Here is a 25034-nt window from a genome sequence, read left to right as displayed (position 1 = left end):
ATTTATCTCAAGTAGACCTCTACAGGTAACATCGATTTCAGTTACACGAGGAAACATAATTTAATTTAAGGTGTTGCTATGTATAGCTTCTCTGAAATTCACAAACAAATAGACCTTATAGAGATTTTAAGCAATAGAAAGATCAGTGAAAAATCTAGTTATCTAGAACAAATTAACTTTATACATCAAGGTGTAGATATCAAAAATGCTGAACGTTTAAGGATAGAGTTAGGCTGGAGTATACGAATATTTTCTTCAGCTATTAGAACTAGCAATAGCTCATATGTACGCTATAAAAAAGAATTAAAGCTTTTAAATACCACTTTAAGTGAAAATATATTTGAAGTTGCAAAAACCTGCTATTTTTGCCTTAATTACTTTGAAAATATAGAACGTTTTAATATCTGGTTAAATACCCCTTCACTTCAATTCGACTCTAAAAAACCTTTAACATTTATAGATACTATAGCTGGCCGTGAATTTATTAAAAATACCGTAAACAGGCTTAAGTATGCCTATAACGCATAAAAGAAAAGTGTTTGAGGAGTGATGCGCATTATAATGCAGACTGTAAAGCATGAAGCCAAATTTTATCCTTTTCTTAATTCAACAAGAAGCTATCGCTTTAGAGATCAAAACGTTGATTTGAACTTATTAATGCTCCAACTCACTCTGATAGTCGCGTTTGTGCCAATTGCGGTCTACCGGATTTTATAGGGATATGGGCTGTTATTGTGCGAAAGAAGACTCTCAGTTGCAACAAGCTATTGCGCCTTCAGATTAGGTCAGCAGCTTGTTAACCTAATGAATAACTTCCTTAAACAACTTTAACTATGGCATATCTGCCATAATTAAAAAATAAATTGTGGAGTAAGGAGCAGAACTCAATGACCATCATATCTATAAAATCAAAAACAGATTTAGAAGAAGCATTGAAGCGTATTGAAGACTTGTGGAAGTCTGAACCTTGCACTCGTGAAGGTAATGAGTTGGATGCTCTTGTTACCTTAGTTGAAGATTACGAACTATCTAATATCGTAACTGAACGAATAAATCAGGATGAGATATATGTAGACATTGATCACCTTTAATGGCGGCAATTGCTCGTTTGAGACTTGTGTACTTTTAAATTCGGTCGCTTACTTCTCAATAATGTCGTTTTCGGACGTTCCGCTCTAACTCACTTTTGCCCCAAAACGAGTTAGAAGATATTACTTAACAGGCTTACAGCAATATTTACATCTTGCTGTAAATCACGGGTGTAGATACATTGCCTAAAGGGTTTATGCGCATTCGCCACTATGGCTTTTTAGCTAATGCGTGTCGCAAGCGAAAGTTAGGGTTAATAAAGGCTCAAGCATCAATAACCCCATTCAAAGCGGTGAAGCCGAAGGTAGAGCAAGAACCATTAATACCGCATTGGCCTTGCCAGTCATGGAAGGCGGGTATCTTACGATTTATTGGTGTGATGAATTTGGATATGACGACAAATAAAATAGCGCGAACGAGTTAGCAGCCTTGCCTGCTGCATCAAATCAATGAGTTAACCTGCTTAACTGCTCGGGCTAGTAGCGACTGTGCGTGAGAAAAAGATCATTGCTTAACGGTTAAACATTAGGTTTAATAGGCACATAATAAACGCTGAGTAGCACAGGGATTGCTTAGATACGATAGACACGCCAATGAAATTGGTTTGATATCACTTAGGCCATAAAAACAAATTCCCATAGCATAAACAACACCAACTCTATACACCGAGCTGGTAGCGGCTCAGTCCAACAAGCGATTATGCAACACAAACTGCGTGTCGCATAAATACTAAAATGTTATGTGATATTCACCGATGATAAGTAGTACTGAGAAATGAATTTTATTGTTCTTGCAAGAGGTATGAAAACTCCTCAGTCAGGTTTGAATACTGCTTACCTAACGATTGATCATTGGAACGATTTCTCGTTCGTAACCATGTTTTATTTGGAACTATATGACGAGAAAGGTGTTCTTCATGATCTCGGTAATGTAAAAATTGGTTTTAAAGGCCAAACTACTGAACAATCAACTCACACCTTATTAGGAAATTCCTTCCAGCAGTTATCTGATGGTTATTTCTCTGTTGGGCAAGATGTCGACTATTATCGTAAAATATCATCATTTGTAGAACCGTTAAGAACTAATTTACTATCGGCACTAAAAGACATCGTTTTATCTCCAAGGCTGATTGAAGTAGCTCAAGAGGAAGAGGTTTTTCGGACCGCCTTGTTAAGAGATGTCAGCTTATCAGTTATCAAAGGACAGTTTCCTAGGGTGTTGGCTGGCCAGCCCCCACTAACAAATTTTGAATTCAAATTTTCCAGACCCGAGTCTGATAAGATGTCTGGTTTTGAATTGAAGTTTAAGGTGAAGATTGATTCTAAACCAAGTACTAACATTCATGCAGTCATCGGTCGAAATGGCGTAGGAAAGACAACACTTCTTAATGGGATGATTGAAGCTATTACAAGCAAGGGCCATTCTACCTCGAAGTTTTATGATGTTGGAGGTTGGCAAGAAAACCCCATCAGCAACGATTATTTCAGTAGTTTGGTTTCCGTTTCATTTAGTGCTTTTGACCCCTTTGAACCTCCAATAGAGCAACCAGATCCCTCGCAAGGCACTTGTTATTTCTATGTAGGGTTAAAGAAGGAAGGCGACACTCTCAAAAGTCTCAATGATATTCGCCAAGAATTTTTGCAAGCTTTAAAGTCATGCTTTAGTCAAACGCCTAAGCGAGATAGATGGTTAAGAGCAATAGAGACTTTGGAGTCAGATGAAAACTTTGAGAGAATGGGCCTGAAAGATCTTTCTCAGTTTTCCGGTCAGGAGTTAGCATCCAAAGCCCTAAAGACCATTGAGCGAATGAGTTCGGGACATGCTGTAGTACTTTTAACGATCACCCGCTTAGTCGCAACTGTTGAAGAAAAAACTTTAGTCCTTATTGATGAACCTGAAAGCCATCTTCATCCACCGTTACTATCCGCTTTTGTTCGCGCTTTGTCTGAGTTACTTCATGATAGGAACGGTGTAGCTATTATAGCCACGCACTCTCCTGTAGTACTGCAAGAGGTTCCTAAGTCTAGTGCATGGAAAATCAATCGAGTTGGCTTAGCTACTGAACCTCGTAGACTCAATATCGAGACATTCGGTGAAAATGTTGGTGTATTAACAAGGGAGGTGTTTGGTCTTGAGGTGGTCAAGTCGGGGTTTCACGATTTGCTTGTAAAGTCGGTTGAAAGTGGAAGTTCTTACCAAGAGATAGTGAATGAATATAATCATCAGCTTGGTTTAGAGGCCCGCTCTCTCTTGATGGCGCTGGTTACGCATCGAGATAGAGGCATAGATTAATGTTAAAGCTTAATCAACCAGCTTATTCTTATGTACAAACTATGGCCAGTTGCCGAGAGGGGATTACCGGTAACGCCAACTTGCTGCAAAAACTGGGCAGCGAGATTGAACTATTTCAAGTCAGCGCTGATAGTTATGTTGCATCAGCATCTCAAGGTGAGCTGTATACATTACAGTCGACACCTAATCACCGTAACTGTGATCCGATTGTCATAGGCTCGCTAAAAAAGTCTGAACTTCTTAAGCTATATAGCACGTACTTTGTTAAATCTGGTAAGCCTGGGCGTAGAATTTATAATTCCTTGCTGGCGGCTGCTAATGAACAGTGCCCTTTTTGTGGTGGTATTGGACGACCAAGAAATTTGGATCATTACCTTCCTAAAGCACACTATCCTCAATTTTCTGTACTGCCGGTAAACTTAGTGCCTTCGTGCAGAGACTGCAACATGGATGGAAAAGGAGAAGCTTTCGCTGGTAATGAAGAAGAACAGATTCTTCAACCATATCTAGATAATGATCGTTACTTCAATGAACAATGGGTGTTTGCGCGATACATTGCTGGAATAAATGCCGAACCAGGAGTGATTGAATATTTCGTCAGACCTCCGGAGCATTGGAATGATATCCAAAAGAATCGAGTAGAAAAACACTTTATTGACTTTGAATTGGGCTTGAGATTCTCAAAAGAGGCAGGCCCAAGGCTTATTACATACCTAGCACAAATTCAAGAGTTGACTCGAATTCCTTTAGATCTGGGAGTTGCGAAAAGAACCATTTTACAACCAGCAATTGACTCTGCTAGTTTCCCGAACCACTGGGAAAGAGTAATGTGTTTGGCATTAATGAATGATTTAGCCTGAGCTTTAATTTCACATAACAAGGCGCTGCTGTTGGTCAAATTTTCGGTGCGTTCCAAGTTTGCCGCAGAGCGCGGCGTTAGGAGTTATTATATTTTGAGCCACCCTCGAGAACATCCAATTTTTAAGAATGGAAATCTTCTAGAACTTATATTCCAGAGTCCTGTGTGGGTTATTATTTATGGGACAGGTTTAATTTTTATATTAAATGCTTTTGCTTGGTGCGTATATGGCTTGGGTTGGTATCATCATCCAAAAACTTACCCAATGCCACATGCTATTTTGTTAGATTTTTGGGCTGAAACGATGAGGTGGATTAAATTTGAATCCTCATGGAGTTGTAAAAAGAAAAAGTATTCACTATTCACGATGGGTATTAGTAGTGTAATTTTATTCCCATTAATTTTTATTTATTACTTTAAGTTTTTATTTGGCATATGGTTCGGGAATGATTTAGTTATATTGTGGGATGTCTTTTCCGGAATAATTAACTCCTAACAAGCGAATCAACGGGATGGACTAAAACGTTTCTGTCCAAAAGTCAGTTTGTCCTACCGTCCGGTTTTCGTTCATTAAGAACTGCCAGATAAAATCAAAAAACTCTTTTCAAACTGCAACTGAAATGTGGACTAATACAAATTTATTATTAATTTTTTATGTAAGAAAAATTGGTAAAACAACCACCAAAAAAGCAGTTAAAGTTTATTGGCATATAGCATCCGATTTATTTCAGTCATTTAAATACCCACATCCATGTGGGTATTGAAATTACTAAAATATAATAGTTGGTTTTTAAAGGTAGCTTTGATTTTCGTTTTATATAACGCGGCCTAAATAATGTTTTCTTTATCTAAATTAACTTAATTAGAAAAAATATTATCGAGATCTTCGTCAATATAAACATCCGTTAATCCATTATCTTCTACAGCAGATTTAAACTTATCTGTACAATACAAACGAGAACCACCTGTAAGTTTACTCTTAAAAACAGGCTTATTTTTTACATCATCATTTATGAAAGCAATCTTGATATAATCTAAAGGATAACCGTCTAAATATTCGCGTTCACATTTTGCTTCATCTTCTTGTCCAAATGTACGCAAGTTAAAGATTACAATAGGTTCACCATCAGCTTTTGTTTCAATAAACTCACCTAAAGGCGCTAATAAATCTTTTAAAGCTTCATAAGCATTCATCCGAAGAGCTATAAACCCATCCATGATACTTATATCGTAGTTATCTTTTAGATAACCAGGTAAAAAAGACAACTCATAACCTTCAGGCCAATACTCTAATAAAGAGTCATTATTCATATGGATATCAAGTAGAAACATGCAAGCATCTTGATTAGATGACAACATTGGTTGTATTTTTTCAGCGAATGAAAGTATGTCCCACTCAACCATGTCGTAAGAATTAGTAACAGGCTTTAACGAGAACAACTTCATGATTTACCATCCCAATTAGCATTTTTAGGCATCATAACGCTGGCTGGCATCATATGATTTTTAATTTTTATTTTCACGCCACGTAATGCATTTATGAAATCGAGCTTATTTACTCTGGTTCTTAAACTAGTAGACACCCACACTTCATAATTATGGCGATGCAGCCTTCTGTGAGAAACAGTGTCAGGCGTAGCCCAATCATCTGACTTATTTTTTTCAAAGTTTCTTAGCCATACCCCATTCGTTGGATCATTAATACCAATACCAAACGAATGCATTCTTAAACGCGCAGCATATGTAAGGCGCTGTCTATAACGTCCCTTACCGCACACAATATGATGTGCTTCATGATATGAAGTTGGTTTTGGCTCGCCTGCCGCTCGTAAAAACTTAGCAAGCTTTTCCGTAGGATGATGTTCTTCTTCTGCTAGCTCCTTAACAGAACTACCTTCACTTTCTGCGCGGTAAGACTCTAAGCTTTGCTGCGCGATAAGCAAGTGCTCTAAACGCTTGCGTTCTTTTTGTAAGTGATCGTAATCTCTTTGTAGCTTTTCCTTAGATGCAGCAGATTTACGGCGCTTATCATCGTAGTGTTTTTTGGCTAGTAATTCATAATTATAAATAGCCATTTCTAAAGGGCTGGGGTTACTTGGTCGATCTGGCATTGGGTAGCGCTGTAGTTGAATCATCCTTAAATCCTTAAAAATTCCTTTTATTAGCGCGTAAAATAGCAAATAGACTATTGAGGTGCAATTATAAACGTTACACACCTAATAACTGAGATCATTTTATTGCTTACAATGAATTACATAGCGGTCAAATTTCCTCTTCATACAACACAATTTTTGACTGACTGGTTCTCGCTCTAAGCCGAATAACAGCTAAGTGCTGTGAGTTCTACTGGACGAACTTGACTGGCCAAGTTAAGACTTTTTATCACCAAGCGACTTTGTCATATCTTTCATTAAAAACCACTTCTAATTTGATTGTTTTTCTAAAGGTATTCAATTTATAATTTGAAAACTATACTATATATAAAACTACCTATATATTTTTCAAAACGGAAAGTAATTTATATTTATAAAACTTCATTTACGCCAATAACTAACAGGCTTTTTATTTATGATTATTTCTGTAACGCTTTTTAAATAATAAGGCAAGGTTTCCATTTTCTACCATGATAGTTCAAATTGCTGATTTTTAACTTCGATGTTATTAAGACCAATATGAACCCCTAAAAGTCTAACCTTTTTACCATCACCACGATTCACTGCTTCTGTCAGCAAATCTAAAAATATCCCTTCATCAAAGTTAGAATAGGCAAAGTCTTTAGTCGTTTGGTGAAAATCATTGAATTTAACTTTCACTCCTAATTTACTTATTTTTCGCTCATGTAAATACTTTTCAGACCGTTTTTTTAATTCAGGTATCAGCTTATCGGTTAAGATACTACGAAGAGTATCTAAATCATCAATATCTTCAGGAAATGTTCTCTCAACACCTACCGACTTTCTAACTCGTGTTGTTTCAACATTTCTATTATCTATACCTTGGCACCGTTGATAAAGCACCAGTCCGAATTTACCAAAGTTATTATTAATAATTGCCTGATCGACAGCTTGAATGTCTCGACCATATTCCAACCCTAATGACTTTAGTTTTTCAAAAGTAACCTTACCTACACCTGAAATCTTATTTAAAGGTAATTCGGCAATAAAGCTACAAACTTCTGAAGGTGTAATAACAAATTGACCATTTGGTTTATTATAGTCTGAAGCAACTTTAGCAAGAAACTTCAGAGAAGAAATTCCAGCAGAAGCGGTTAGGCCCGTTTCTCTGTAGATTGTTTCTCTAATATCTTGGGCTATTAAAGTGGCTGAACCTTTAAATAATTTGCAATCTGTGACATCAAGATAAGCTTCATCTAATGAAAGAGGTTCAATAATATTGGTATAACGTGAAAATATTTCCCGAATATGAGTACTCACCTCTTTATATACATCCATTCGAGATGGTACAAGCACCAAATTTGGACACTTTATCAGTGCCACACTCGTTGGCATTGCTGAACGAACACCAAATTCTCTTGCTATATAATTACAAGTCGAAAGTACACCTCGCCTTTTAGAGTTTCCCCCCACAGCAACAGGAAGATTTGCCAACTCTGGCCTATCTCTAATTTCAACAGATACAAAGAATGCATCCATGTCTATATGGATCAACTTCTGCATGTTATTTAAAATTTCTTTTAAGTAAACCCATTATATTTACTCTAGTATCTAGTCCATTTTACATTAAAAGTTTGTCAAGATTTTATAATGTGGGTACGATTTATCGCTATTCTGCACTCTATAATAATTGAATTTTTGCATGACACTAAACTTGTCAGGATTGACAAGGGTGTGATTCAGTTAAATGCCAAAGCAAACAGCGTAACTACAGCTCTTTCCGCTCGCTCACTAACGTCAAGAAATTAAACATCAGATAACATATCAACATGAATAATTCTTCTCATAGTAGCTCAAGACAACACACTGTATATAAAAACAGTGAAATAATGCCATATCCTATCTGGAATTACTAAAGTATTATTTCTAATTTTGTAAATATTTAGCTTTATCAGGTGCCAATTAGTGTGTAACGCTATTGAGATTGATCTTTTCTTTTTATATGAGTCTTTCGCTTTAATGCATAACTAAATGCACATCCGTAAAGAAAAATCATCATGGCGAAAAGGAATGTTAATACAGCAAAACTTATAGCTCCAGTTTCCGAATTAGCATCAGGGTTCATCTGAATATATAAAGATGCTGCTAACATAACCCCTGTAGCAGCTGAACCAAATACATAAATTGTTTTTGGCATTTCATATAAAATTTCATCAATAAACTCTCCAACTTGTTTATTATCAAAAACCTTACCGATAGTAGTAAAAATACCTGTTACGAAAATAATAGCTAAAAAAGTTAACCCTAGCTCTCCAAAAGAACCATCATTAATTTTCTGCTTTGAAAAGGCTAATAATTTTTCTTCACTGCCTAGAAAGTCAGAGGTGAGGACAGCAACCACGAAGAAAATGGCTACTTGAGAAAGAAATACAATAAGTTCACTAAAAATAAATCTCGATAAGCTTTGTTTATACAGCTCTACTTTTTCCATAGATACACTCTAATACTATAACTAAAGACAAATATAATACACTTTTCATCGTTCGGCGGCTTAATATACTACATCCCCATTTTTCTTCTTAAATCTAATGGCATTCTTTGTAGCATAAGGTCTAACGTGTCCTTAACAGTTTGACGTTCTAGCTCTTCAACCTTTTCTCTTAAAACCTGAACATCATCAACTAAATCAGGTTTACACTTACTTCGGACACCCGTTCTTTTTCTTCGTAATCTTTGCTTGTTTTGTTCTATTTCAAAAAGTTCTAGCAATTCCGAATTAACATCATCAAAAAAATCTCTAATATCATCACTAAAACTCGAAGTACGAAATAAGCTTTGTGACTTTATGGCAACTATCTCAGCTACATCCGATTTTTTTATTTGATATAACGACTTCGGTGTTTTTCTGTCAGCTACTTTTCCATAATTTTTGATACTTTTTTCTTTTATCGCTTGGAGATCTAAAATCGCTCTCCAAGCTTTAAATGTTGTATGTACAGTACCACCTTTTACCCACGATGGCTTATCTAACAATCCTTCATTATTATTACTTGGGCTATCTAAGCCGGAAAGAAATTCATCAGTCATCAGCTCATCTAATTCATTCGACATCTAAACCTCCATTTTATAAACATTTTGTTCAATATTAGAGATTGCCTTTTCTATCATATTTAAAATTTTCAATACGTTGTTTTGGTTATTGGAATTCTCGAGTTGTTTTATTCTTTTATAACCAGAACGTAATAAGGGGATATGATGCTCTATCATAAACCCCGGAATATTTTCATCTAAAGCTTCTTTAACAAAAGGCTGTATCGTTAACCAAATTCCTCTTAAATTTTCACTTGTAATGACCGCATTTGAACAGTTTAAGCAAAATTCAGGTTTTGCATTATGAGGTGCCATATCTCCAAATTCTGCACACTTTGCTCGACTCTCAGCTCCCTCTCTGGGAATACATGTCGAGAAATGTGATGGCTGAATAGAAATAATCCGCCCAGCTATACGCTCCCTAAGCTCTAGAATCTCGCTAGGTGAGACTGCCTTTGTTAAGCTTTTGGCTTTACTTACATACCTTGAAAAGCCACCTAAATAGCTTTTACCGTTCTTTTCCGAATCAATTAATAATGTATCTACAATAGAATTAAGCACTTTAATTCGAGCTGATTTCATCAACAATTGAGGTTCTTTGTTACGAAGGTAAGCCATAAAAAAGGATTCATCTAAGTGACAGAACTGATGTCTAATAACAGCAGCTACGTCCCCTTGATAACGAGTTAAAACCGCTTCAGCCCAAATATGACGAAAGGAATGTGCTGTTGGGTATCTAACATCTTGCTTTAATTCATTTGAGATATCCATCATTGCCTTTTGGTCTAAAGTAATACGATCTGCTCTTAACCACTCTTTAGTTTCTTCAGAAAGGTACTTTTCAACTACCAAACTGTGTTCAAAGTTTGATATTTTTCCAGTTTTATTAAACTCAATTAACGACTCTTTAAATCTTTTCTGGGGTTTATTTCCGGCAAATGAACTACATTGTAGCTTTGTTAGATCTCTATTAACTTCTCGATATGTTTCTAATAATTTCTGCGCCTTTGAGCCTGTAATATCATATTTACTTATTAACACTTCTAATTCTTTTGACTGTTTTTTCGACAGGTATTGTTTGCTTAATAACTTTTCTAAGAGCGTAACCTCTTTGAATGGCTTGTATCTTTGAACAAAGTCATCCCAATTCGCTTTGACTCTATGCTCAATAATATGTTCTGATTCATTTGGAGTATTCAAACTTTGGTTTCCGCCTGTAAACCTATACAAGCAGGGTTCACTGGCAGATGGTTTAAATAAATGGTTAAGCTGAGCTGCTATCTGATAACATTGAGATGTAATTTCTCTTTCGACTTTTAACTTGTCATGAGTTTTAGGGACAACCCATCTTAACTTAAACCTAAAGGGAACATGAGAGTTATCCAGTATATCGTTATTAGGTTCAACATGTATTGCTGTTAAAGGGAAGCCAAATTCACTTGCTCTGTAACCTAGCCATGAAACAACTAATGTAGTCATTGCATGAGTTACGCGGTCCATTTCGACAGTTAGATCAGTTATATTTTTCCCAAGAGATCCACCCATTAACTCTCTGGCCCAAGACCTTAATGACTTTTTAAATGCACTTATATTGAGCTTACGAGCAATGACTATTTCAGCCATCTTTTGATAAACATCTTCAACCAATAAATTTGATAAGCGCTTGCTATCTATAAATGTCTTATCTAATGATTGAAGATACCCCTCCCATACTTGAGCAGGGGATTTATGGGATTGGAAAGGATAAAGCTTTTGAAGCATTAAAATGCGAATTATTTCTACAGCATCAAATCGTATTTCAAGCCCTAGTGACTTTACCAACGCACTGATGCAACTGTCACTTAAAGATAAAACTCTTTCTATATGTAAGTTATATTGTTTAAAGAGTTCTTCTGCTGTTGCTATATGCACCTTCTCTCTAGTGCGCCAAAGGCTTTCTTTTTCATGAACATTAGGTATAAATGTACCTTGAATTGTCTCTAGTACCACTCGATTCCAGTAACTTCGAGTTCCATGCCCTGCATTTTTAAATTTGAACTTGGTTGCAATTGTGTCTATGACTTCATGGCAAATTAATGTATAAAAATAATCTTCTTCATAAACTTGCCTCATATAGTCAATATAATATTGCCCCATTTCCAAGCCCATAAAGTTGTAACTTCCTCCCAGCTTGTATTGGTTAAAACTAATACTTAGAAGTGATTTACAAGCATCATCTAGAGAGTCTCTAAATGCTTTAGGGGTTAGATCATGACTTAACAGTCCTGTTATTCCTGTTAACTGCAGTTTCTTTCTTATATTTATAATATTCGCATTATTATATGTCCCTTTATAGGAAGGCGCTGATAAGCGATTAAAAAAACCTTTATCACCCACTGATTGGGTCAAGAAGCTTGTATGGAAATCTTCTATATTGCTGGCTGATAAACTCTTACATCCATTGAAGTTTAAGAAAGTAAAAAGGTGTATCACCATTTGATATATTGCAAAAGCTCCTTGGGATGAATTAGTAGATAAGCCATGTAAAAAGAATAATTTTGCATACTCTTCAGATGTAAGTGAGTAGAACTGACCTTTTAAGGTTAATTTAGCTGATTCCTCAAGCTTTGTATGGTCTTTATGAAGTATTGAAAAATCCAATCGCCTTATGCCTTTGGCATTCCTGAAAACAAGAATTGAATCAAAAAGGTCTCCTTCAGATTTCAAAAAATCGGGGTGAGCTATTAGCTTTTCATTTTGGGTTTCCCAAAAGCTTTTTAACTCCAATGTACTAAAACTTGGCTGCATTATCCCCCCCTATATTGAGTGAAACACACTGATTGAAACATTATTTAACCTCATTTTTTTAAACATATTACTTCCCTCGAGTACTGAATGCTTTGTCAAAATACTTAAAACATAGCTGATCCACTCCACAGTAGGTACTACTGTCTTATACAAATAGCTGGGGTTTACACTCAGTAATTTTTTATAATTCGATTCAAATTCATATAGGTAATTTTTCATTCTAAAAACAGTTAAGGGGCTATCAACTACATAAATATGATCAAACCTTTCAGTTTCTTGTTTATTGTCAGGGGATAAAACACCAACTTCATTAATTCTTCCTTTTTGCTGATTTGTCACTACCTTTAATCTCATAATCATTTCATGACTTTTTCGAGATATGTGTTCAGTAACTTCATAAAACTCATCATTGAATCTAGATACTTCATTTTCATCAAGTTCTTCAGCTAAATTAAAAACATTATTTATTAAATCAATCATCACATTACGTGTAATTCGACCAGAATCATTTATCCATTCTTCATTATCTGCATTTAAATAATGCATTTTTTCGGTTCTGTTGGTGTGAGAATTTCTATTAGTCAAATAATATAATGTATATGGATCACTAAAAGCATGAACAGCTGAGTTTTTTATAGCTTGAAGCCCAAAAAGAGCGCTATGGCATAACGTACCAGACTCTCTAGCTAACACCTCTCGTTCTGATATAGGTTTTTTAGTTATAACTAGATGATTACTTTTTGAGTGAACACCATTTTTAATTAACTTTATTAATACTTCAGAAATAACAGGAGGAATTTTTCCACTATGTAAATGTGTTTTCTGTATTACATCTCTAATGAAATCAAGACTTAAAAGCTCGAACAAAACACCGGATAAAGAGTAAAAGCCGTCAAATACTCCTGGTATGTTTGAACTCAGCTTAACAAGACTCCCAGCATCGCATTGATTTATAAAGCTATATATAGCCTTCCCTGTTACCAATTTTGTAGATATGGAATGTGTTGTATGTATAGAATTTGCTCTTCCCTTAAAGTACTCACACTCAATGTGGGTTACTCGGCCTCCAATTTTAAGGTAACGGAAAGAGTTTTTACTTAACTTACCTATATCTGATGGTTGGACCGCCAAGCTTGCCATTAACCATGAAAACAATAAATTTTCAATTTCTGATATTGGTAATTTCTGGGTACCAGAACAAAGTAGCTTTAATTCATTAAGCCCAAATAATGGACTATTTGATCCAGCCACAGAGAAGCTCTCAGAAAGAAAGGTTTTACTTAACTGACCTTTATTTGGCCCTTTAGTTGAAATAAAAATTCGATTTAGTTCTATTTCACTTTCTAGAGCAGATAAGACTTTTATAAAACTCTTTTTATTACTTGTATTAGCTAATAACACAAGTACTAAGGCATTTCGGAGTTTAGGTTCTTTTTTTTTCAGACAATGATATTTATACAGTAAGCAAAATATCGCCCGCCCCGTAAAAGATTTTTTATAGTATTTAACATTCTTATTTGGGCCTAGCATATTAAAATCGAACAAAGAGAAATCAGATACTTCTAAAAACCTTTTTAGAGCCAGCTTACATTCATAGAGTTCTATTATTATTGATGACGCTGTAGCTCTTAGTGAACGAATGGTTATTTTTGGCGATGCAAGGACCTGATATAGTTGATTGCCAATTCCAATATCATCATTTCTAAGCCAGTCTAATTCACCAAAATAACCAGCTAGCGAAATTTGCTTCTTATTAAAATTTGGACTTACTTTGGTTTTATAAATTTCGAAAAGATATTGTAATTGCTCAGGCTCGATAGATGAGCTCAGTTCACTTGACCTTTCTAAAGCATAAAATAAAACTGTTCTTAGCTTTCGAAGAGCGCTTTCGCCTCCATGATTATTTAAGGTATCAAAACGATAAGACTCGTACTCCTTTAAAACAGTATAGGGGTTTTTTATGTTTGTATTGTTTAACCACTCTACAAAAAGGTGAGCTGAACTAGTGAAGCGATACTTTGCTGAAGGTGGGGCAAATTCATCTAAAAATGAATAATTATAAGAAGCGATAATCGCCTTAAAAATTAATCGCTTATATGTCTCACCTTTTACATTAAAAGTAATAACTCTCTCTGGATAAGCTTTTAACGCAGGCACAACAATCGAAGTAGCTGAGAGCGGATATCTGAAGCTTGCAGGTTCATTTGAGTTAAAATTCCTTCTTACTATTGATTCATAATAGCTAGAGTTATGACTCGGTACTTTTTTCATATCATCCAAAGCTACACTCCTTTAAAAGCTGCTCTTTTAGACCGCAGCTATGAATATATGATTTTGTTACTGAATTAGAAAATTGGCCATCAACTTTATGCCCTAGCCTGTTTGCAGTGGTTAAATAAATAGCCGATGTTGTAGTAATTGATTCATAATGTTTATTAGCTCCCTCACACAAGTTATAAAATATATCAGTTCCAAAGGAGTGCCGAAGATGATGATAAACATTCGTGAACTCAATATCTTGATAAGATCTATAAATGTCTGGATTATTTTGTATTTCATTAATCACTTTATTGCGAGTCTTAGCAAAAGTATCGGTACCAAACTTTGTTGAAATACATCTTCCACTAGTCAGATTAGTAGAATTTGAAACGAATAAATGGTTTGAATCTGTAAGAGGTCGTTCTAAACGAAAATACTGTTCCATTTTTTCTAATAAGTATCTAGGTATATACAGGAACCTAGAGCGGCTATATTTTGTATAGAGTGATGAGAGGTAATATTTGAACTCTTCTTTGTGCGGCTGCTTCTTCAGCTCCTTGAAAAGAGATAGCAATCCCTTGTGTTTCTGAGTGCTTTCATTAAAGTCTTTAAGAAGAAACCCTTGATTCTCTTTAGAACGACACCCTAACTCACCTCCATTTCTCAAAATGATTTCTTCAAGTAAAGAGTTAGCACTTTGATAAATCAGCTCCCTTGTTTGAGGTAACAAATACTTCACACTTAAACTAGGTTTAGAGTTACTTCTCGCGATGGAGATATGGGAAGATTTGATGCCAATATTTTTATATTTATTGTCCAAAAAATACTGTAGCCAATTGTAATAAGCTTTTAGAGAGTTTACGGCCTGATTTGCAACAGCTTCGCTACTCCGACATTCTGTTATAAGATACTCATTAATATAGTCATTTATTAATTCTTGGGGCAAAGCTGTATGTATACTAAGAGTAATATTTCCTTCACCCTCGAACTTATCAACCCACTCTAAAAACCGCCCAAGATGATTACAAATTTTATAACTTGCATCTGCACCAATAAACACTTCTTCAAACACATTTTCGATTAGATCTGAGTTCCTATTTTTCCTCTTTATCAAGTCTATTTTTTTACCTACAACTTCTGTATAGCGAGCAAATAGGCAAGGAAGGAGTATAGGGACCCTGTCACTATCTAGATAAATGTAGTGTTTATTTATTTTTTTATCACTGTATCTGCGCATCAATTAACTTACTTAGATAACTCTTTATCTAAAGTTAGCAGAAACAGGTTCACTTACAAATAAACCCCACAGATAACACCCTCAAGTTTAAAAGCAGTCCATGTCTATATGAATAAACTTTTTCATCACACAATAACAACTGTTTATCTATACAGTTATTATTGTGGAATCTCTACTAATTAGCAAGCTTGCTGTTATTTAAAAAGAGCGACTATTTTTCTTGGGCTTATTAAAGCAATACATCCAAAATAGTACTTCTAAAGAAAAGCCTAGTAAAATCAAAATAATCGCTCCTGCCTCATTACCCATAGCGTAACAAGTGAACGAAGCTATAAAAACAGTGCATGCCAATAACCAATTAATTATATTCTGCATCGTTATCTCCTTGTGTGTTAATAGTTACTATAGTCATGAATTCAAGGAGGTACAATTTTAGCCCTAGAATTTTTGCCAACTATAATTCCCTTGAGCTCATCCGACCATGTTGCTAATCTAAATACTTTAAAACCAAGAGCTATAAATACATGGAAACGTTTAAACAACAACACCCTATTCATACCGACATTACTGTAGCGTGGGGCGATATGGATGCCCTACAGCATGTTAATAACTGTGTTTATCTTCGTTATTTTGAAATAGCCAGAATCGATTTTTTAAATAAATTAAATTTATTTGATACTATCAATGCTAAAGCCACTGGCCCTGTGATCAGTGAAAATAATATTCGCTACAAACGCCCTGTAACGTTTCCTGACACATTAAGCGTAGGTATTACTATCAGTGATATTAAACCTGACCGCTTTGTAATGAATTACAGTGTATTTAGCCATGCGCAAAATGCGATAACCACCACTGGCATGTCAAAAGTGGTGATGTTTGACTTTAAAACAGGGCAAAAAGCCACGATCACAGAACCTTTGTTATCGGCTTTAAAAGCAAACTCAGAAAACAAATAATTAGGATTAGTAATGCAATATAGTCAATTAGGCAGTAGTGATATTAGTATTTCTAGGGTCTGTTTAGGTAGTATGACTTGGGGAGTACAAAACAACCAGCATGATGCCGACCAACAGATAGCCTATGCTCTTGACCGTGGTGTTAACTTTATTGATACGGCAGAAATGTATGCAGTTCCTCCCTCCCCCGATACTTATGGTAAAACTGAGGAAATTATAGGGAATTGGGTTGCACGTAATTCACAGAAACGAAAAGACATTGTTATTGCAACTAAAATTGCCGGTAATGGGCTTTCATGGATCCGTGATGGTGGTGATATTACTCGCCAAGCTGTTATTGATGCAGTTGATCAGTCTCTAAAACGCCTACAAACCGACTATATTGACTTATACCAATTACATTGGCCAAATCGCCGCACTCCTCATTTTGCAAGGCAATGGCCTGGCATGCTTAAATTTACTGATGTCGATGCAAAACAACACACCGCTGACATGCTTGATATTTTAGAGGGCTTAGATGTGTGTGTTAAAGCGGGTAAAATTAAACACTGTGGACTTTCTGACGACACCCCGTGGGGAATTAGCCAATTTTTAAATTTAGCCAAAGAGCACAACTTACCAAAAATGGTGTCTATTCAAAATGAGTTTAGTTTAGCGCATGCGAAAGATTGGCCTTATTTAATAGAGCAATGTGTGCATGAAGATATTGCTTATCTACCTTGGTCACCTCTGGCTGCTGGGCTATTAACGGGTAAGTACCTCAATGGAGCGCGCCCTGAAGGCTCTCGCTGGACATTTATGCAGCGTAACGGTATTTTTCGTGATACGCCACAATCACAAAAGGCGACCAAAGAGTATGTTGAACTTGCACATGAACACAACATTACACCAGCACAATTGGCGCTAGCGTGGTGTAATCAAGTGGATGGCGTTACCTCATCTATTATTGGTGCCACTACTATGACGCAGCTAAAAGAAGACATTGATGCGTTTGAGCTAACTCTCAATGATGATGCGTTATCAGCAATTGATAGCATATTTAGAAATAACCCAATGCCATACTAGGGGCGATTTAATCACCGAACAAGATCTGCAGCCTGACAGGTTAAAAGAACAGCAAGGAAAAAGTACAATTCGATAATATTGATTCTTTGCTGTTCTTTATGTTTATTTTTTAGCCGCTACCAGTATAATACGCAACAAATTTTCTAGGCGGATCTATTTGTAATGCAATCACTTCGTTTTTTATGTCTTGGCATTTTGGTAACTTTTGCTACTTGCAGTCATAGTAAAACAGCAAAGCCAATAGAAGAAATTTTATGGTTACAAAGTAAGACCCCCCCCGTTTCATTTAAGCAAAGAAACAAAACAGCTTGGCTTATGCGATGATTTAACACAACAGCTAATGCATAGCATAAAAGGGGTGAAACATACCCGCTTAGTTTTACCGCAAAAGCGGATTAATAAATATATAGATGAGGGTAGGAACGTTTGTTTTCCATGCGCTATTTACAAACGCAGTGCAAATAAACAGTTTTTATATTCATTACCTACAGCGGTTTATCCCCCACATAACATCATAACTACCGCGGCAAAAGCACCTCAATTAACCTCTAAGCATGGTAATCCTATCAACTTAGTGAGTTTACTTGCTGATAAAAACTTCACTTACGGTCAAGCTGATGCGCGTCGTTTTTCTGTGCAGATAAACAATATTATTGAAAATTCATTAACTCACTCTAATGTTTCTATGAGCTGGAGTAGTGATAATGAAAGTGGTGTTGTAATGGAGCGCTTAAAACACGGCTCTTTAGATTACTCGCTTGATTACCCATTTATCACTAGCCACTTTAGCAAAGGCAATCAATCAAATATTGTAAACCTACCGATTGCCCAAAATAAAAATAAATTAGTTCCAATAGCCGTTGGTTGTGCGACTAATGCCCCAAATAATTTTGCATCTATGGCAATTAAAAAGATTAATCACGTACTAAAAAACAATATTTTAACCTCAGAGCAATACAAAAATAATCAACAATACTGGTTAAATGAACACTTTAGTGACTTTAATAAAGCCTATAATCAATATGTGCTTAACTTTGACTCACAGACCAATGATGCTCCAATAAACACTGCTGACCAGAGTCAGAATAAAGAGCAACTTTAAACTCTCGCCCGGCGCTTACCATCCCTACGCCAGCAGGCGTGCCGGTCATAATAATGTCGCCCTCTTCTAAACCCATAAACTCATTTACCTCTGCCAGAATTTGCGCAGGTTGGTGCAACATTAGCTGGGTTTCTCCGTGCTGAATGACTTTACCATCAATATGTAATTCAAATATAAACGATGTCATTTCTGGCGTTAACTCAATAAAATCACTAAATAATGCTGAGCCATCGAATGCTTTAGCACGTTCCCACGGCAAGCCCTTTTCTTTTAAACTGCTTTGCAAAGCTCGCTTAGTCAAATCAAGTCCAATCCCTACGCCTGCAAGCTGCTTATTTTTTATCACAAAGCATAATTCAGTTTCATAATGCAACGTATCACCGTTATGGGAAGAGAGTAAGGTATTAGTGATCGCGCTATTAGGCTTATTAAAAATTACCATTTGCTCAGGGTGTTCGTTGTTTAATTCAGCAATATGCGCACTGTAATTGCGCCCCACACAGACTATTTTTGAAGGCTGTATGCTCTGCGAAGCCAGCTTTATTTGATTCATTCTCTCACCTGTTAATTACATAACGCTTTTAATATTTTGGCATACTCTCAAATTATTAATGCAAAAGCGAATGCAGTTTTATTATGTTTTTATGATAACTATTGAGCTTAATATAATCAATCACATAGAATGGAATAAAAGTAAGAAGGGACTAATTTGGTAGGTTTTTGTATACGCGGTTTTAAAGCAATAAGCAGGTACATTTAGTACCTGCTTATTGATGTTTGTTAATAGGTTATTGACTACTTACAAGTAACACTACTTTGCTCGGCAGCATTTGCTGTAATAGCCAGCTTAGCAATAGATACATGCCAATCACCTTGCGTGCTTAACTGCCAAGGGGAGAACACTTGTGCTAAATCAACACCCTGCTCTGCAAAACAACTTAAGTTGATGTTTAATGTTTGCCATTGACCTGATTGCTCAAGGTTATCAGTAATATCAAACTTACCCTGACAACTCTCACCACAACCCATAGCAATCCACAGCGGGCTTGTTGCCCCTTTATCTACTTTAATTTGCATTTGCAGTTGGCCATTGTTTTCAACGTATGAACGTAAGTCAGATGGGAATGCCGCGGCTAAATTAACCTCAGCCAACGCTTGACCATTAAAACGAATGGCGCGTGCATCTTCTTGCACTTCTTTGTCAAATGTTTGGATGCTCACAGCACCTAATGACTCGCGGCTGCTCGCCACCGTTTTTTGTTGCTCGCCACTTTTTAATACCAACGACCATGGTGCTTTTATAGCACGTTCAAACAACACTAAGTCGTCCAATTGTTCAGTCTGTTGAGTTTGCTCTACCAAGTCATCTTTAAGTACGTTGCTATCACCGTAGGTTAAGCCAAAACCATAAGGGAGTAATGGGCTGTAACCCTCATCGTTGCGGTTTTCATTATCGACTGGGTTATCAGGCCATGAAAACGATAACTTTCCTTTAAAGTCGTGGTTAATTGAACCGTCTGCATTTTTAAACAATACATCACTAATTGCATCACCTTCACTGCCTGGAAGCCAAATAGCAACAAACGCATCACTGACATTTAGCTCAGCATTAACCCACATTGGGCGACCGCTAATAAATAATGATACAACAGGGATCCCCGCATCTTTAAACTTTCGCAGTAACGCTAAGTCGCTTTTATTACCGCGCTGATATTCAACGTTATCAACATCACCATTACCCTCTGCATATGGTTGCTCACCAAACACCACAATGGCTACATCTGGGCGTGCTTTATATTCCCCTTCAACACTCAGCGCTGCACTGCCACCAGCTTGCTCTACAGTATCTTTAATACCTGCGTAAATAGAGCTGCCGCCAGGGAAGTCAATGTTGGTATTGCCTGTTCCTTGCCACGTAACGCTCCAACCACCCGACTGCATGCCGATGTTATCAGCCCCTATGCCTGCGACTAATACGTTGGTCTTAGGCGATAATGGCAGTAACTGCTGCTTATTTTTAAGTAATACTAGAGATTCGCGTACAGCTTGTTTAGCCACTGCACGGTGATCGCTACTACCAATAATTTCAGTTTTTCCAGAAAGAGGACGCTTCGCGGGGCTTGGTTTATCAAATAACCCTGCACGCATTTTAACGCGTAGGATACGCGTTACCGCATCGTTAATTCTGCTTAGTGGGATTTCACCGCTATTAGCTTGGTTAACCAAGTTGCTAAATAGTAGTTTCCACTCATCAGGCGCCATGTACACGTCTAAGCCGGCATTAGCAGCTTGAGCACAGTTACTATTTGAACAGCCTTTAACTTGTCCATGTCCATTCCAATCGCCAACAACAAAGCCATCAAAACCCATTTTTTCTTTTAGTACATCGGTTAATAAGTATTTGTTACCGTGTATTTTATCACCATGCCAGCTGTTAAACGAAGCCATAACCGTTTGCGCACCTGCACTCAAACCACCTACATAACCTTGTGCATGAAGCGCAAATAACTCTTCTTCAGAGGCGATATTATTACCTTGATCGTCGCCATTGACAGTACCACCATCACCTAAAAAGTGCTTAACGGTACTCACTACTCGCGTGTCTGATAAAAAATCGCCATCGACAGCACCTTGTAATCCTTTAACAATAGAAGCGGAATACGCTTTTACTATTTCAGGGTCCTCAGAGTATCCTTCGTAAGTACGGCCCCAGCGGTCATCACGAACCACCGCAACAGTAGGTGCAAATACCCAATCTATACCGGTAACCATTACTTCTCGCGCAGTGGCAGCGGCTATTTTTTCAATAAGTGCAGGGTTGTTTGCAGCACCTAAACCAATATTATGCGGAAATAAAGTCGCGCCAATAACATTGTTGTGTCCATGCACCGCATCAGTGCCCCACATTGTAGGAATGGTACTGCCATCTAAAGAATCATCAATAGATGCTTGGTACATCTTTTCTGCTAAATCAACCCAATCTTCAGGGGTTGCATGTTTATTATTGTTTGGAAACGAACCACCGCCATTTAAGTAAGAACCAAAACCATACTTACGCATATCTTCAACCGTGATATTACGGATTTCAGGTTGGATCATTTGCGCTATTTTTTGCTCTAGCGTCATACTCTTTAGCATATCAGCGATTTTTTGCTCCATTTGAGCGTCGCTTTTAATGCCCGTTTCGATTGTTGGCCAAATTTCTTTTGGGCTTGTCGCATCACTAGCACTGTTAGAGGGTTGCGAACAACCGCTGCTGGTTATTGCTGCTAGCATCAGCGCAGTGATTGAAAAAGTGCGTTTAATAATCATAACATTCACCTAAAACTCAAAGAGGAGTTGACGTTGTTTTTTTTGCACCAAACAGCGCGAAATAAGTAATATATAAATAGCAACCAATGGGCAGAATAAGAGCTAATTGCACACCTATGTTATCAGCTAGCATACCTTGTAATAACGGAATAATGGCACCGCCAACAATCGCTAAACATAAAATACCCGAACCCTGCGAGGTGTATTTACCAAGCCCCTGCAGTGCTAAACTAAAAATAGTAGGAAACATAATAGAGTTACATAATCCAACTAATAAAATAGCCCACATAGCCAGTGACCCTTGACCCGTCATAGCAATTAACACAAGTAAGCCTGCTAAAATACCGTGACAAGCTAATACTTTGGCTGCGTTTAATTTTTGCATAATCGCGGCGCCAGCAAAGCGCCCTATCATTGCACCTGCAAAATAATAGCTAATGTAATGTGCTGCTTGTTGCTCTGGTAAGCCTGCAATATGATCAAGGGTTAAAAAGCCAACTAAAAAACTACCTATGGCCACTTCAGCCCCTACGTAAACAAAAATACCAATCGCGCCTAAAATAAGGTGACGATATTTCCATACACTGCCTAAATCAACAAACTCAGTGTCACCTTGGTTTTCTGCTTCACTGTCAATCGCTTTACCTAATTTAGGTAACTTTAAAAAAGCAAAAATAATCGCCAATGTTAATAAACTTGCACTGAGCATTAAATAAGGAAACTTAACTTGTTCTGCTGTAGCTTGACTAATTTCTGACAAAATTAACCAACTACCAAACAATGGCGCAACAGTTGTACCTAAAGAGTTAAAAGCTTGAGTCATAGTTAAGCGCGAAGACGCTGTTTTTGCAGGCCCTAATACGCTTACATAAGGGTTGGCAGAGACTTGTAAAATAGTGATCCCTGAAGCAAGTACAAACAAAGCAAGTAAAAATAGCTCGTAAACATGTGCCTCTGCAGCGGGGTAAAATAGTGCACACCCTATCGCAGCAACAACCAAACCAACAACAATACCAAATTGGTAACCTATTTTACTGACCAGCTTCCCTGCAGGAATTGACATAACAAAGTAGGCACCAAAAAAACAAAATTGTACCAACATTGCTTGGGTGTAATTAAGGGAGAACATTCCCTTTAAATACGGAATTAAAATATCGTTTAGGCAAGTAAGAAAACCCCACATAAAAAACAAGGTCGTAAGCGATGTTAACGCAAAGGTGTGTGTAGACCCTGGTTTTTGGCTGTTTTCTGCTGCCGGTAGTGGCTGTGTGATATGTGCCATAGTATAATCTCTAATTATTTTTTAATTATCAGATTGTTACCTCTATTTTATTGCGTTTAGTAAAACTTAAAATGCAGATAATAGTTGCAACACCAAATGTAAGCGCTTACATTTATAGCATATAGAGAAAATTTATCAATTTATTTACAAAAATATTGTAAGCGCTTACATTGTTGTATTATGCAATTTATATTGCTTAGCTAACTACTGTAAAGCTCATTATTATTTGCAAGCTTAAGGACGTATCTCATTGTGTTTAAAACAATCTCCTTACCAGGCACGTCAGCCCTCTTAAAGCCGCCGTTTATTTTTGGGGTTGCTACAGCCTCTTTTCAAATAGAGGGAAGTTACGATACCCGCCTCCCCTGTATTTGGGATACTTTTTGTAACAAACCAAACACCATTGCAGATAACAGTAACGGCAACCAAGCATGTAAACACATTGAATATTGGCAACAAGATGTACAAATGATTGCTGATTTAGCTGTAGACGCTTATCGTCTTTCGATTTCTTGGCCACGCGTTTTACACCAAGATGGCAGCTTGAATATTCAAGGAATGTCGTTTTATAAATCGCTATTACAAGCTTTAAAAGCGCGCAACATTAAAACTTATGTCACTTTATATCATTGGGATTTACCACAGCATTTAGAAGACAACGGTGGTTGGCTAAATCGCGATACCGCGTATCAATTTGCTCATTACACTCATATAGTAACTCAACAACTAGAGGGCTTAGTTGACTCTTATGCGACCTTAAATGAGCCTTTTTGTAGCGCCTACCTAGGCTATGAAATAGGGGTACATGCACCAGGCATAAAAAGTCAAAAAGCAGGACGCCAAGCAGCGCACCACTTACTGCTTGCCCATGGACTCGCAATGCAAGTGATACGTAAGAATTGCCCCACGATAGAAGCCGGTATAGTACTTAACTTTAGCCCATCCTATCCGCTTACCACTGCTGATGAACGCGCTGCTAAATTAGCTGATGACTATCATAACCAATGGTATATACGGGCAGTACTAGAGGGCTGTTACCCTGAAGTGATTAATGAGCTTGCAAATGATGCAAAGCCACAGATTAGTGATGGAGATATGGCAATTATTAGCCAAAAGATCGATTTTTTAGGGGTTAATTACTATACTCGTATTCATTACAAAAATACCCCTGATCATTGGTTTAGCGAAGTTTCTTTAGAGAATGTTGCCACCACAGATATGGGCTGGGAAATATACCCGCAGGGATTGTGCGAATTACTGCTTTCACTAAATGATCGTTACACTTTACCTAAGGTATATATAACAGAGAACGGCGCAGCGATGGCTGATATATTAATAAATGGTAAAGTAGATGACATACAACGTGTCAATTATTACCATACCCACCTTAATGCCGTTCATAATGCAGTTGAGCAAGGCGTTAATGTACAAGGCTACTTTGCATGGAGTTTAATGGATAATTTTGAATGGGCCTATGGTTATGAAAAACGCTTTGGGCTAGTCTATGTTGACTACCAAACTCAACAACGTACCTTAAAACAAAGCGCAATTGCGTATCGTGATTTTCTTAAACAGCGCCAAAAATAATAA

21 protein-coding genes and 1 pseudogene are annotated in these 25034 nt (G+C 36.9%); 10 read left to right on the top strand and 12 right to left on the bottom strand.

Annotation, left to right across the window (positions count from 1 at the left end; genetic code table 11):
* Window positions 1-78: 78 nt before the first annotated feature.
* From FHG08_RS07180 to FHG08_RS07155, 6 genes and pseudogenes are all read left to right on the top strand, one after another.
* The gene (locus tag FHG08_RS07180) at window positions 79-528 is read left to right on the top strand and encodes an MbcA/ParS/Xre antitoxin family protein (RefSeq protein WP_178955216.1); all 450 of its coding nucleotides are present in this window, start codon (window positions 79-81) and stop codon (window positions 526-528) included.
* Between the two features lie 359 nt (window positions 529-887).
* A complete protein-coding gene (locus FHG08_RS07175; RefSeq protein ID WP_178955214.1) occupies window positions 888-1091 on the top strand; it encodes a hypothetical protein in 204 nt (67 codons plus the stop codon).
* 179 nt (window positions 1092-1270) lie between these two features.
* Window positions 1271-1513, top strand: a pseudogene (locus FHG08_RS07170) (IS91 family transposase); the annotation flags it as partial.
* 350 nt (window positions 1514-1863) lie between these two features.
* Window positions 1864-3381, top strand: coding sequence for an AAA family ATPase (locus FHG08_RS07165; protein ID WP_178955212.1), 1518 nt, complete (start codon window positions 1864-1866; stop codon window positions 3379-3381).
* Window positions 3381-4241, top strand: a complete 861-nt coding sequence (locus tag FHG08_RS07160; RefSeq protein WP_178955210.1) for an HNH endonuclease — start codon at window positions 3381-3383, stop codon at window positions 4239-4241. Before FHG08_RS07165 ends, FHG08_RS07160 begins: the two co-directional genes overlap by 1 nt.
* Before the next feature lie 30 nt (window positions 4242-4271).
* Window positions 4272-4736 carry a hypothetical protein gene (locus FHG08_RS07155; RefSeq protein WP_178983205.1) on the top strand — a complete coding sequence of 155 codons (465 nt, stop codon included), beginning with the start codon at window positions 4272-4274 and terminating at the stop codon, window positions 4734-4736.
* Between the two features lie 362 nt (window positions 4737-5098).
* On the opposite strand, the gene FHG08_RS07150 is transcribed toward FHG08_RS07155, so the two are convergent.
* The 9 genes from FHG08_RS07150 to FHG08_RS07110 all read right to left on the bottom strand — a co-directional run bounded on the left by FHG08_RS07150 (window position 5099) and on the right by FHG08_RS07110 (window position 16102).
* On the bottom strand, window positions 5099-5686 hold the full coding sequence (locus FHG08_RS07150; protein ID WP_178983204.1) for a hypothetical protein: 588 nt from the start codon (window positions 5684-5686) through the stop codon (window positions 5099-5101).
* Entirely contained in the window at window positions 5683-6375 is a 693-nt protein-coding gene (locus tag FHG08_RS07145) for an AHH domain-containing protein (protein ID WP_178955206.1), read from the bottom strand. The genes FHG08_RS07150 and FHG08_RS07145 overlap by 4 nt, the downstream gene beginning before the upstream one ends.
* Window positions 6376-6858: 483 nt before the next feature.
* Window positions 6859-7917: a DNA polymerase IV gene (gene dinB, locus FHG08_RS07140; protein ID WP_178955204.1), complete on the bottom strand. Its 1059-nt coding sequence runs from the start codon at window positions 7915-7917 to the stop codon at window positions 6859-6861.
* A 412-nt stretch (window positions 7918-8329) separates the two neighbouring features.
* Entirely contained in the window at window positions 8330-8845 is a 516-nt protein-coding gene (locus FHG08_RS07135; RefSeq protein ID WP_178955190.1) for a hypothetical protein, read from the bottom strand.
* Between the two features lie 68 nt (window positions 8846-8913).
* Window positions 8914-9465, bottom strand: coding sequence for a hypothetical protein (locus tag FHG08_RS07130; protein WP_178955188.1), 552 nt, complete (start codon window positions 9463-9465; stop codon window positions 8914-8916).
* Entirely contained in the window at window positions 9466-12231 is a 2766-nt protein-coding gene (locus FHG08_RS07125) for a hypothetical protein (RefSeq protein WP_178955186.1), read from the bottom strand.
* A 9-nt stretch (window positions 12232-12240) separates the two neighbouring features.
* Window positions 12241-14511 (bottom strand): hypothetical protein, encoded by a 2271-nt coding sequence (locus tag FHG08_RS07120; RefSeq protein WP_178955185.1) that lies wholly within the window; start codon window positions 14509-14511, stop codon window positions 12241-12243.
* A complete protein-coding gene (locus FHG08_RS07115; RefSeq protein WP_178955183.1) occupies window positions 14504-15727 on the bottom strand; it encodes a site-specific integrase in 1224 nt (407 codons plus the stop codon). The genes FHG08_RS07120 and FHG08_RS07115 overlap by 8 nt, the downstream gene beginning before the upstream one ends.
* 198 nt (window positions 15728-15925) lie before the next feature.
* Window positions 15926-16102, bottom strand: coding sequence for a hypothetical protein (locus tag FHG08_RS07110; protein WP_178955181.1), 177 nt, complete (start codon window positions 16100-16102; stop codon window positions 15926-15928).
* Window positions 16103-16251: 149 nt separating this feature from the next.
* Here FHG08_RS07110 and FHG08_RS07105 point away from each other — a divergent pair, with 149 nt between their 5' ends.
* The 3 genes from FHG08_RS07105 (at window position 16252) to FHG08_RS07095 (ending at window position 18850) form a co-directional block, all read left to right on the top strand.
* On the top strand, window positions 16252-16683 hold the full coding sequence (locus FHG08_RS07105) for a thioesterase family protein (protein WP_178955179.1): 432 nt from the start codon (window positions 16252-16254) through the stop codon (window positions 16681-16683).
* A 12-nt stretch (window positions 16684-16695) separates the two neighbouring features.
* Window positions 16696-17748, top strand: coding sequence for an aldo/keto reductase (locus tag FHG08_RS07100; RefSeq protein WP_178955177.1), 1053 nt, complete (start codon window positions 16696-16698; stop codon window positions 17746-17748).
* Window positions 17749-18106: 358 nt separating this feature from the next.
* Window positions 18107-18850: an ABC transporter substrate-binding protein gene (locus FHG08_RS07095; protein WP_256729640.1), complete on the top strand. Its 744-nt coding sequence runs from the start codon at window positions 18107-18109 to the stop codon at window positions 18848-18850.
* Here the strand turns inward: FHG08_RS07095 and FHG08_RS07090 are convergent.
* The 3 genes from FHG08_RS07090 to FHG08_RS07080 all read right to left on the bottom strand — a co-directional run bounded on the left by FHG08_RS07090 (window position 18777) and on the right by FHG08_RS07080 (window position 23444).
* Window positions 18777-19403 carry a fumarylacetoacetate hydrolase family protein gene (locus tag FHG08_RS07090; RefSeq protein WP_178955175.1) on the bottom strand — a complete coding sequence of 209 codons (627 nt, stop codon included), beginning with the start codon at window positions 19401-19403 and terminating at the stop codon, window positions 18777-18779. The two genes, FHG08_RS07095 and FHG08_RS07090, sit on opposite strands and share 74 nt — an antisense overlap.
* A gap of 242 nt (window positions 19404-19645) precedes the next feature.
* Window positions 19646-22162 (bottom strand): exo 1,3/1,4-beta-D-glucan glucohydrolase, encoded by a 2517-nt coding sequence (locus tag FHG08_RS07085; protein ID WP_178955174.1) that lies wholly within the window; start codon window positions 22160-22162, stop codon window positions 19646-19648.
* 16 nt (window positions 22163-22178) lie between these two features.
* On the bottom strand, window positions 22179-23444 hold the full coding sequence (locus tag FHG08_RS07080) for a sugar MFS transporter (protein ID WP_010390899.1): 1266 nt from the start codon (window positions 23442-23444) through the stop codon (window positions 22179-22181).
* 252 nt (window positions 23445-23696) lie between these two features.
* Here FHG08_RS07080 and FHG08_RS07075 point away from each other — a divergent pair, with 252 nt between their 5' ends.
* Complete coding sequence (locus FHG08_RS07075) at window positions 23697-25031, top strand: GH1 family beta-glucosidase (RefSeq protein WP_178955172.1); 1335 nt, start codon at window positions 23697-23699, stop codon at window positions 25029-25031.
* Window positions 25032-25034 lie beyond the last annotated feature (3 nt).

Origin of the sequence: Pseudoalteromonas sp. Scap03, assembly GCF_013393115.1 — a bacterium.
Classification (GTDB): domain Bacteria; phylum Pseudomonadota; class Gammaproteobacteria; order Enterobacterales; family Alteromonadaceae; genus Pseudoalteromonas.
Note: the sequence above shows the minus strand (reverse complement) of the source record. Positions and strands in the feature narration are given on the sequence as shown.

Bases quoted from the DNA above. Each gene is read 5' to 3' on its own strand.
- FHG08_RS07180 (WP_178955216.1), top strand. From the start codon at position 79: ATGTATAGCTTCTCTGAAATTCACAAACAAATAGACCTTATAGAGATT.
- FHG08_RS07175 (WP_178955214.1), top strand. From the start codon at position 888: ATGACCATCATATCTATAAAATCAAAAACAGATTTAGAAGAAGCATTG.
- FHG08_RS07165 (WP_178955212.1), top strand. From the start codon at position 1,864: ATGAATTTTATTGTTCTTGCAAGAGGTATGAAAACTCCTCAGTCAGGT.
- FHG08_RS07160 (WP_178955210.1), top strand. From the start codon at position 3,381: ATGTTAAAGCTTAATCAACCAGCTTATTCTTATGTACAAACTATGGCC.
- FHG08_RS07150 (WP_178983204.1), bottom strand. From the start codon at position 5,686: ATGAAGTTGTTCTCGTTAAAGCCTGTTACTAATTCTTACGACATGGTT.
- FHG08_RS07145 (WP_178955206.1), bottom strand. From the start codon at position 6,375: ATGATTCAACTACAGCGCTACCCAATGCCAGATCGACCAAGTAACCCC.
- dinB (WP_178955204.1), bottom strand. From the start codon at position 7,917: ATGCAGAAGTTGATCCATATAGACATGGATGCATTCTTTGTATCTGTT.
- FHG08_RS07135 (WP_178955190.1), bottom strand. From the start codon at position 8,845: ATGGAAAAAGTAGAGCTGTATAAACAAAGCTTATCGAGATTTATTTTT.
- FHG08_RS07130 (WP_178955188.1), bottom strand. From the start codon at position 9,465: ATGTCGAATGAATTAGATGAGCTGATGACTGATGAATTTCTTTCCGGC.
- FHG08_RS07125 (WP_178955186.1), bottom strand. From the start codon at position 12,231: ATGCAGCCAAGTTTTAGTACATTGGAGTTAAAAAGCTTTTGGGAAACC.
- FHG08_RS07115 (WP_178955183.1), bottom strand. From the start codon at position 15,727: ATGCGCAGATACAGTGATAAAAAAATAAATAAACACTACATTTATCTA.
- FHG08_RS07110 (WP_178955181.1), bottom strand. From the start codon at position 16,102: ATGCAGAATATAATTAATTGGTTATTGGCATGCACTGTTTTTATAGCT.
- FHG08_RS07105 (WP_178955179.1), top strand. From the start codon at position 16,252: ATGGAAACGTTTAAACAACAACACCCTATTCATACCGACATTACTGTA.
- FHG08_RS07100 (WP_178955177.1), top strand. From the start codon at position 16,696: ATGCAATATAGTCAATTAGGCAGTAGTGATATTAGTATTTCTAGGGTC.
- FHG08_RS07090 (WP_178955175.1), bottom strand. From the start codon at position 19,403: ATGAATCAAATAAAGCTGGCTTCGCAGAGCATACAGCCTTCAAAAATA.
- FHG08_RS07085 (WP_178955174.1), bottom strand. From the start codon at position 22,162: ATGATTATTAAACGCACTTTTTCAATCACTGCGCTGATGCTAGCAGCA.
- FHG08_RS07080 (WP_010390899.1), bottom strand. From the start codon at position 23,444: ATGGCACATATCACACAGCCACTACCGGCAGCAGAAAACAGCCAAAAA.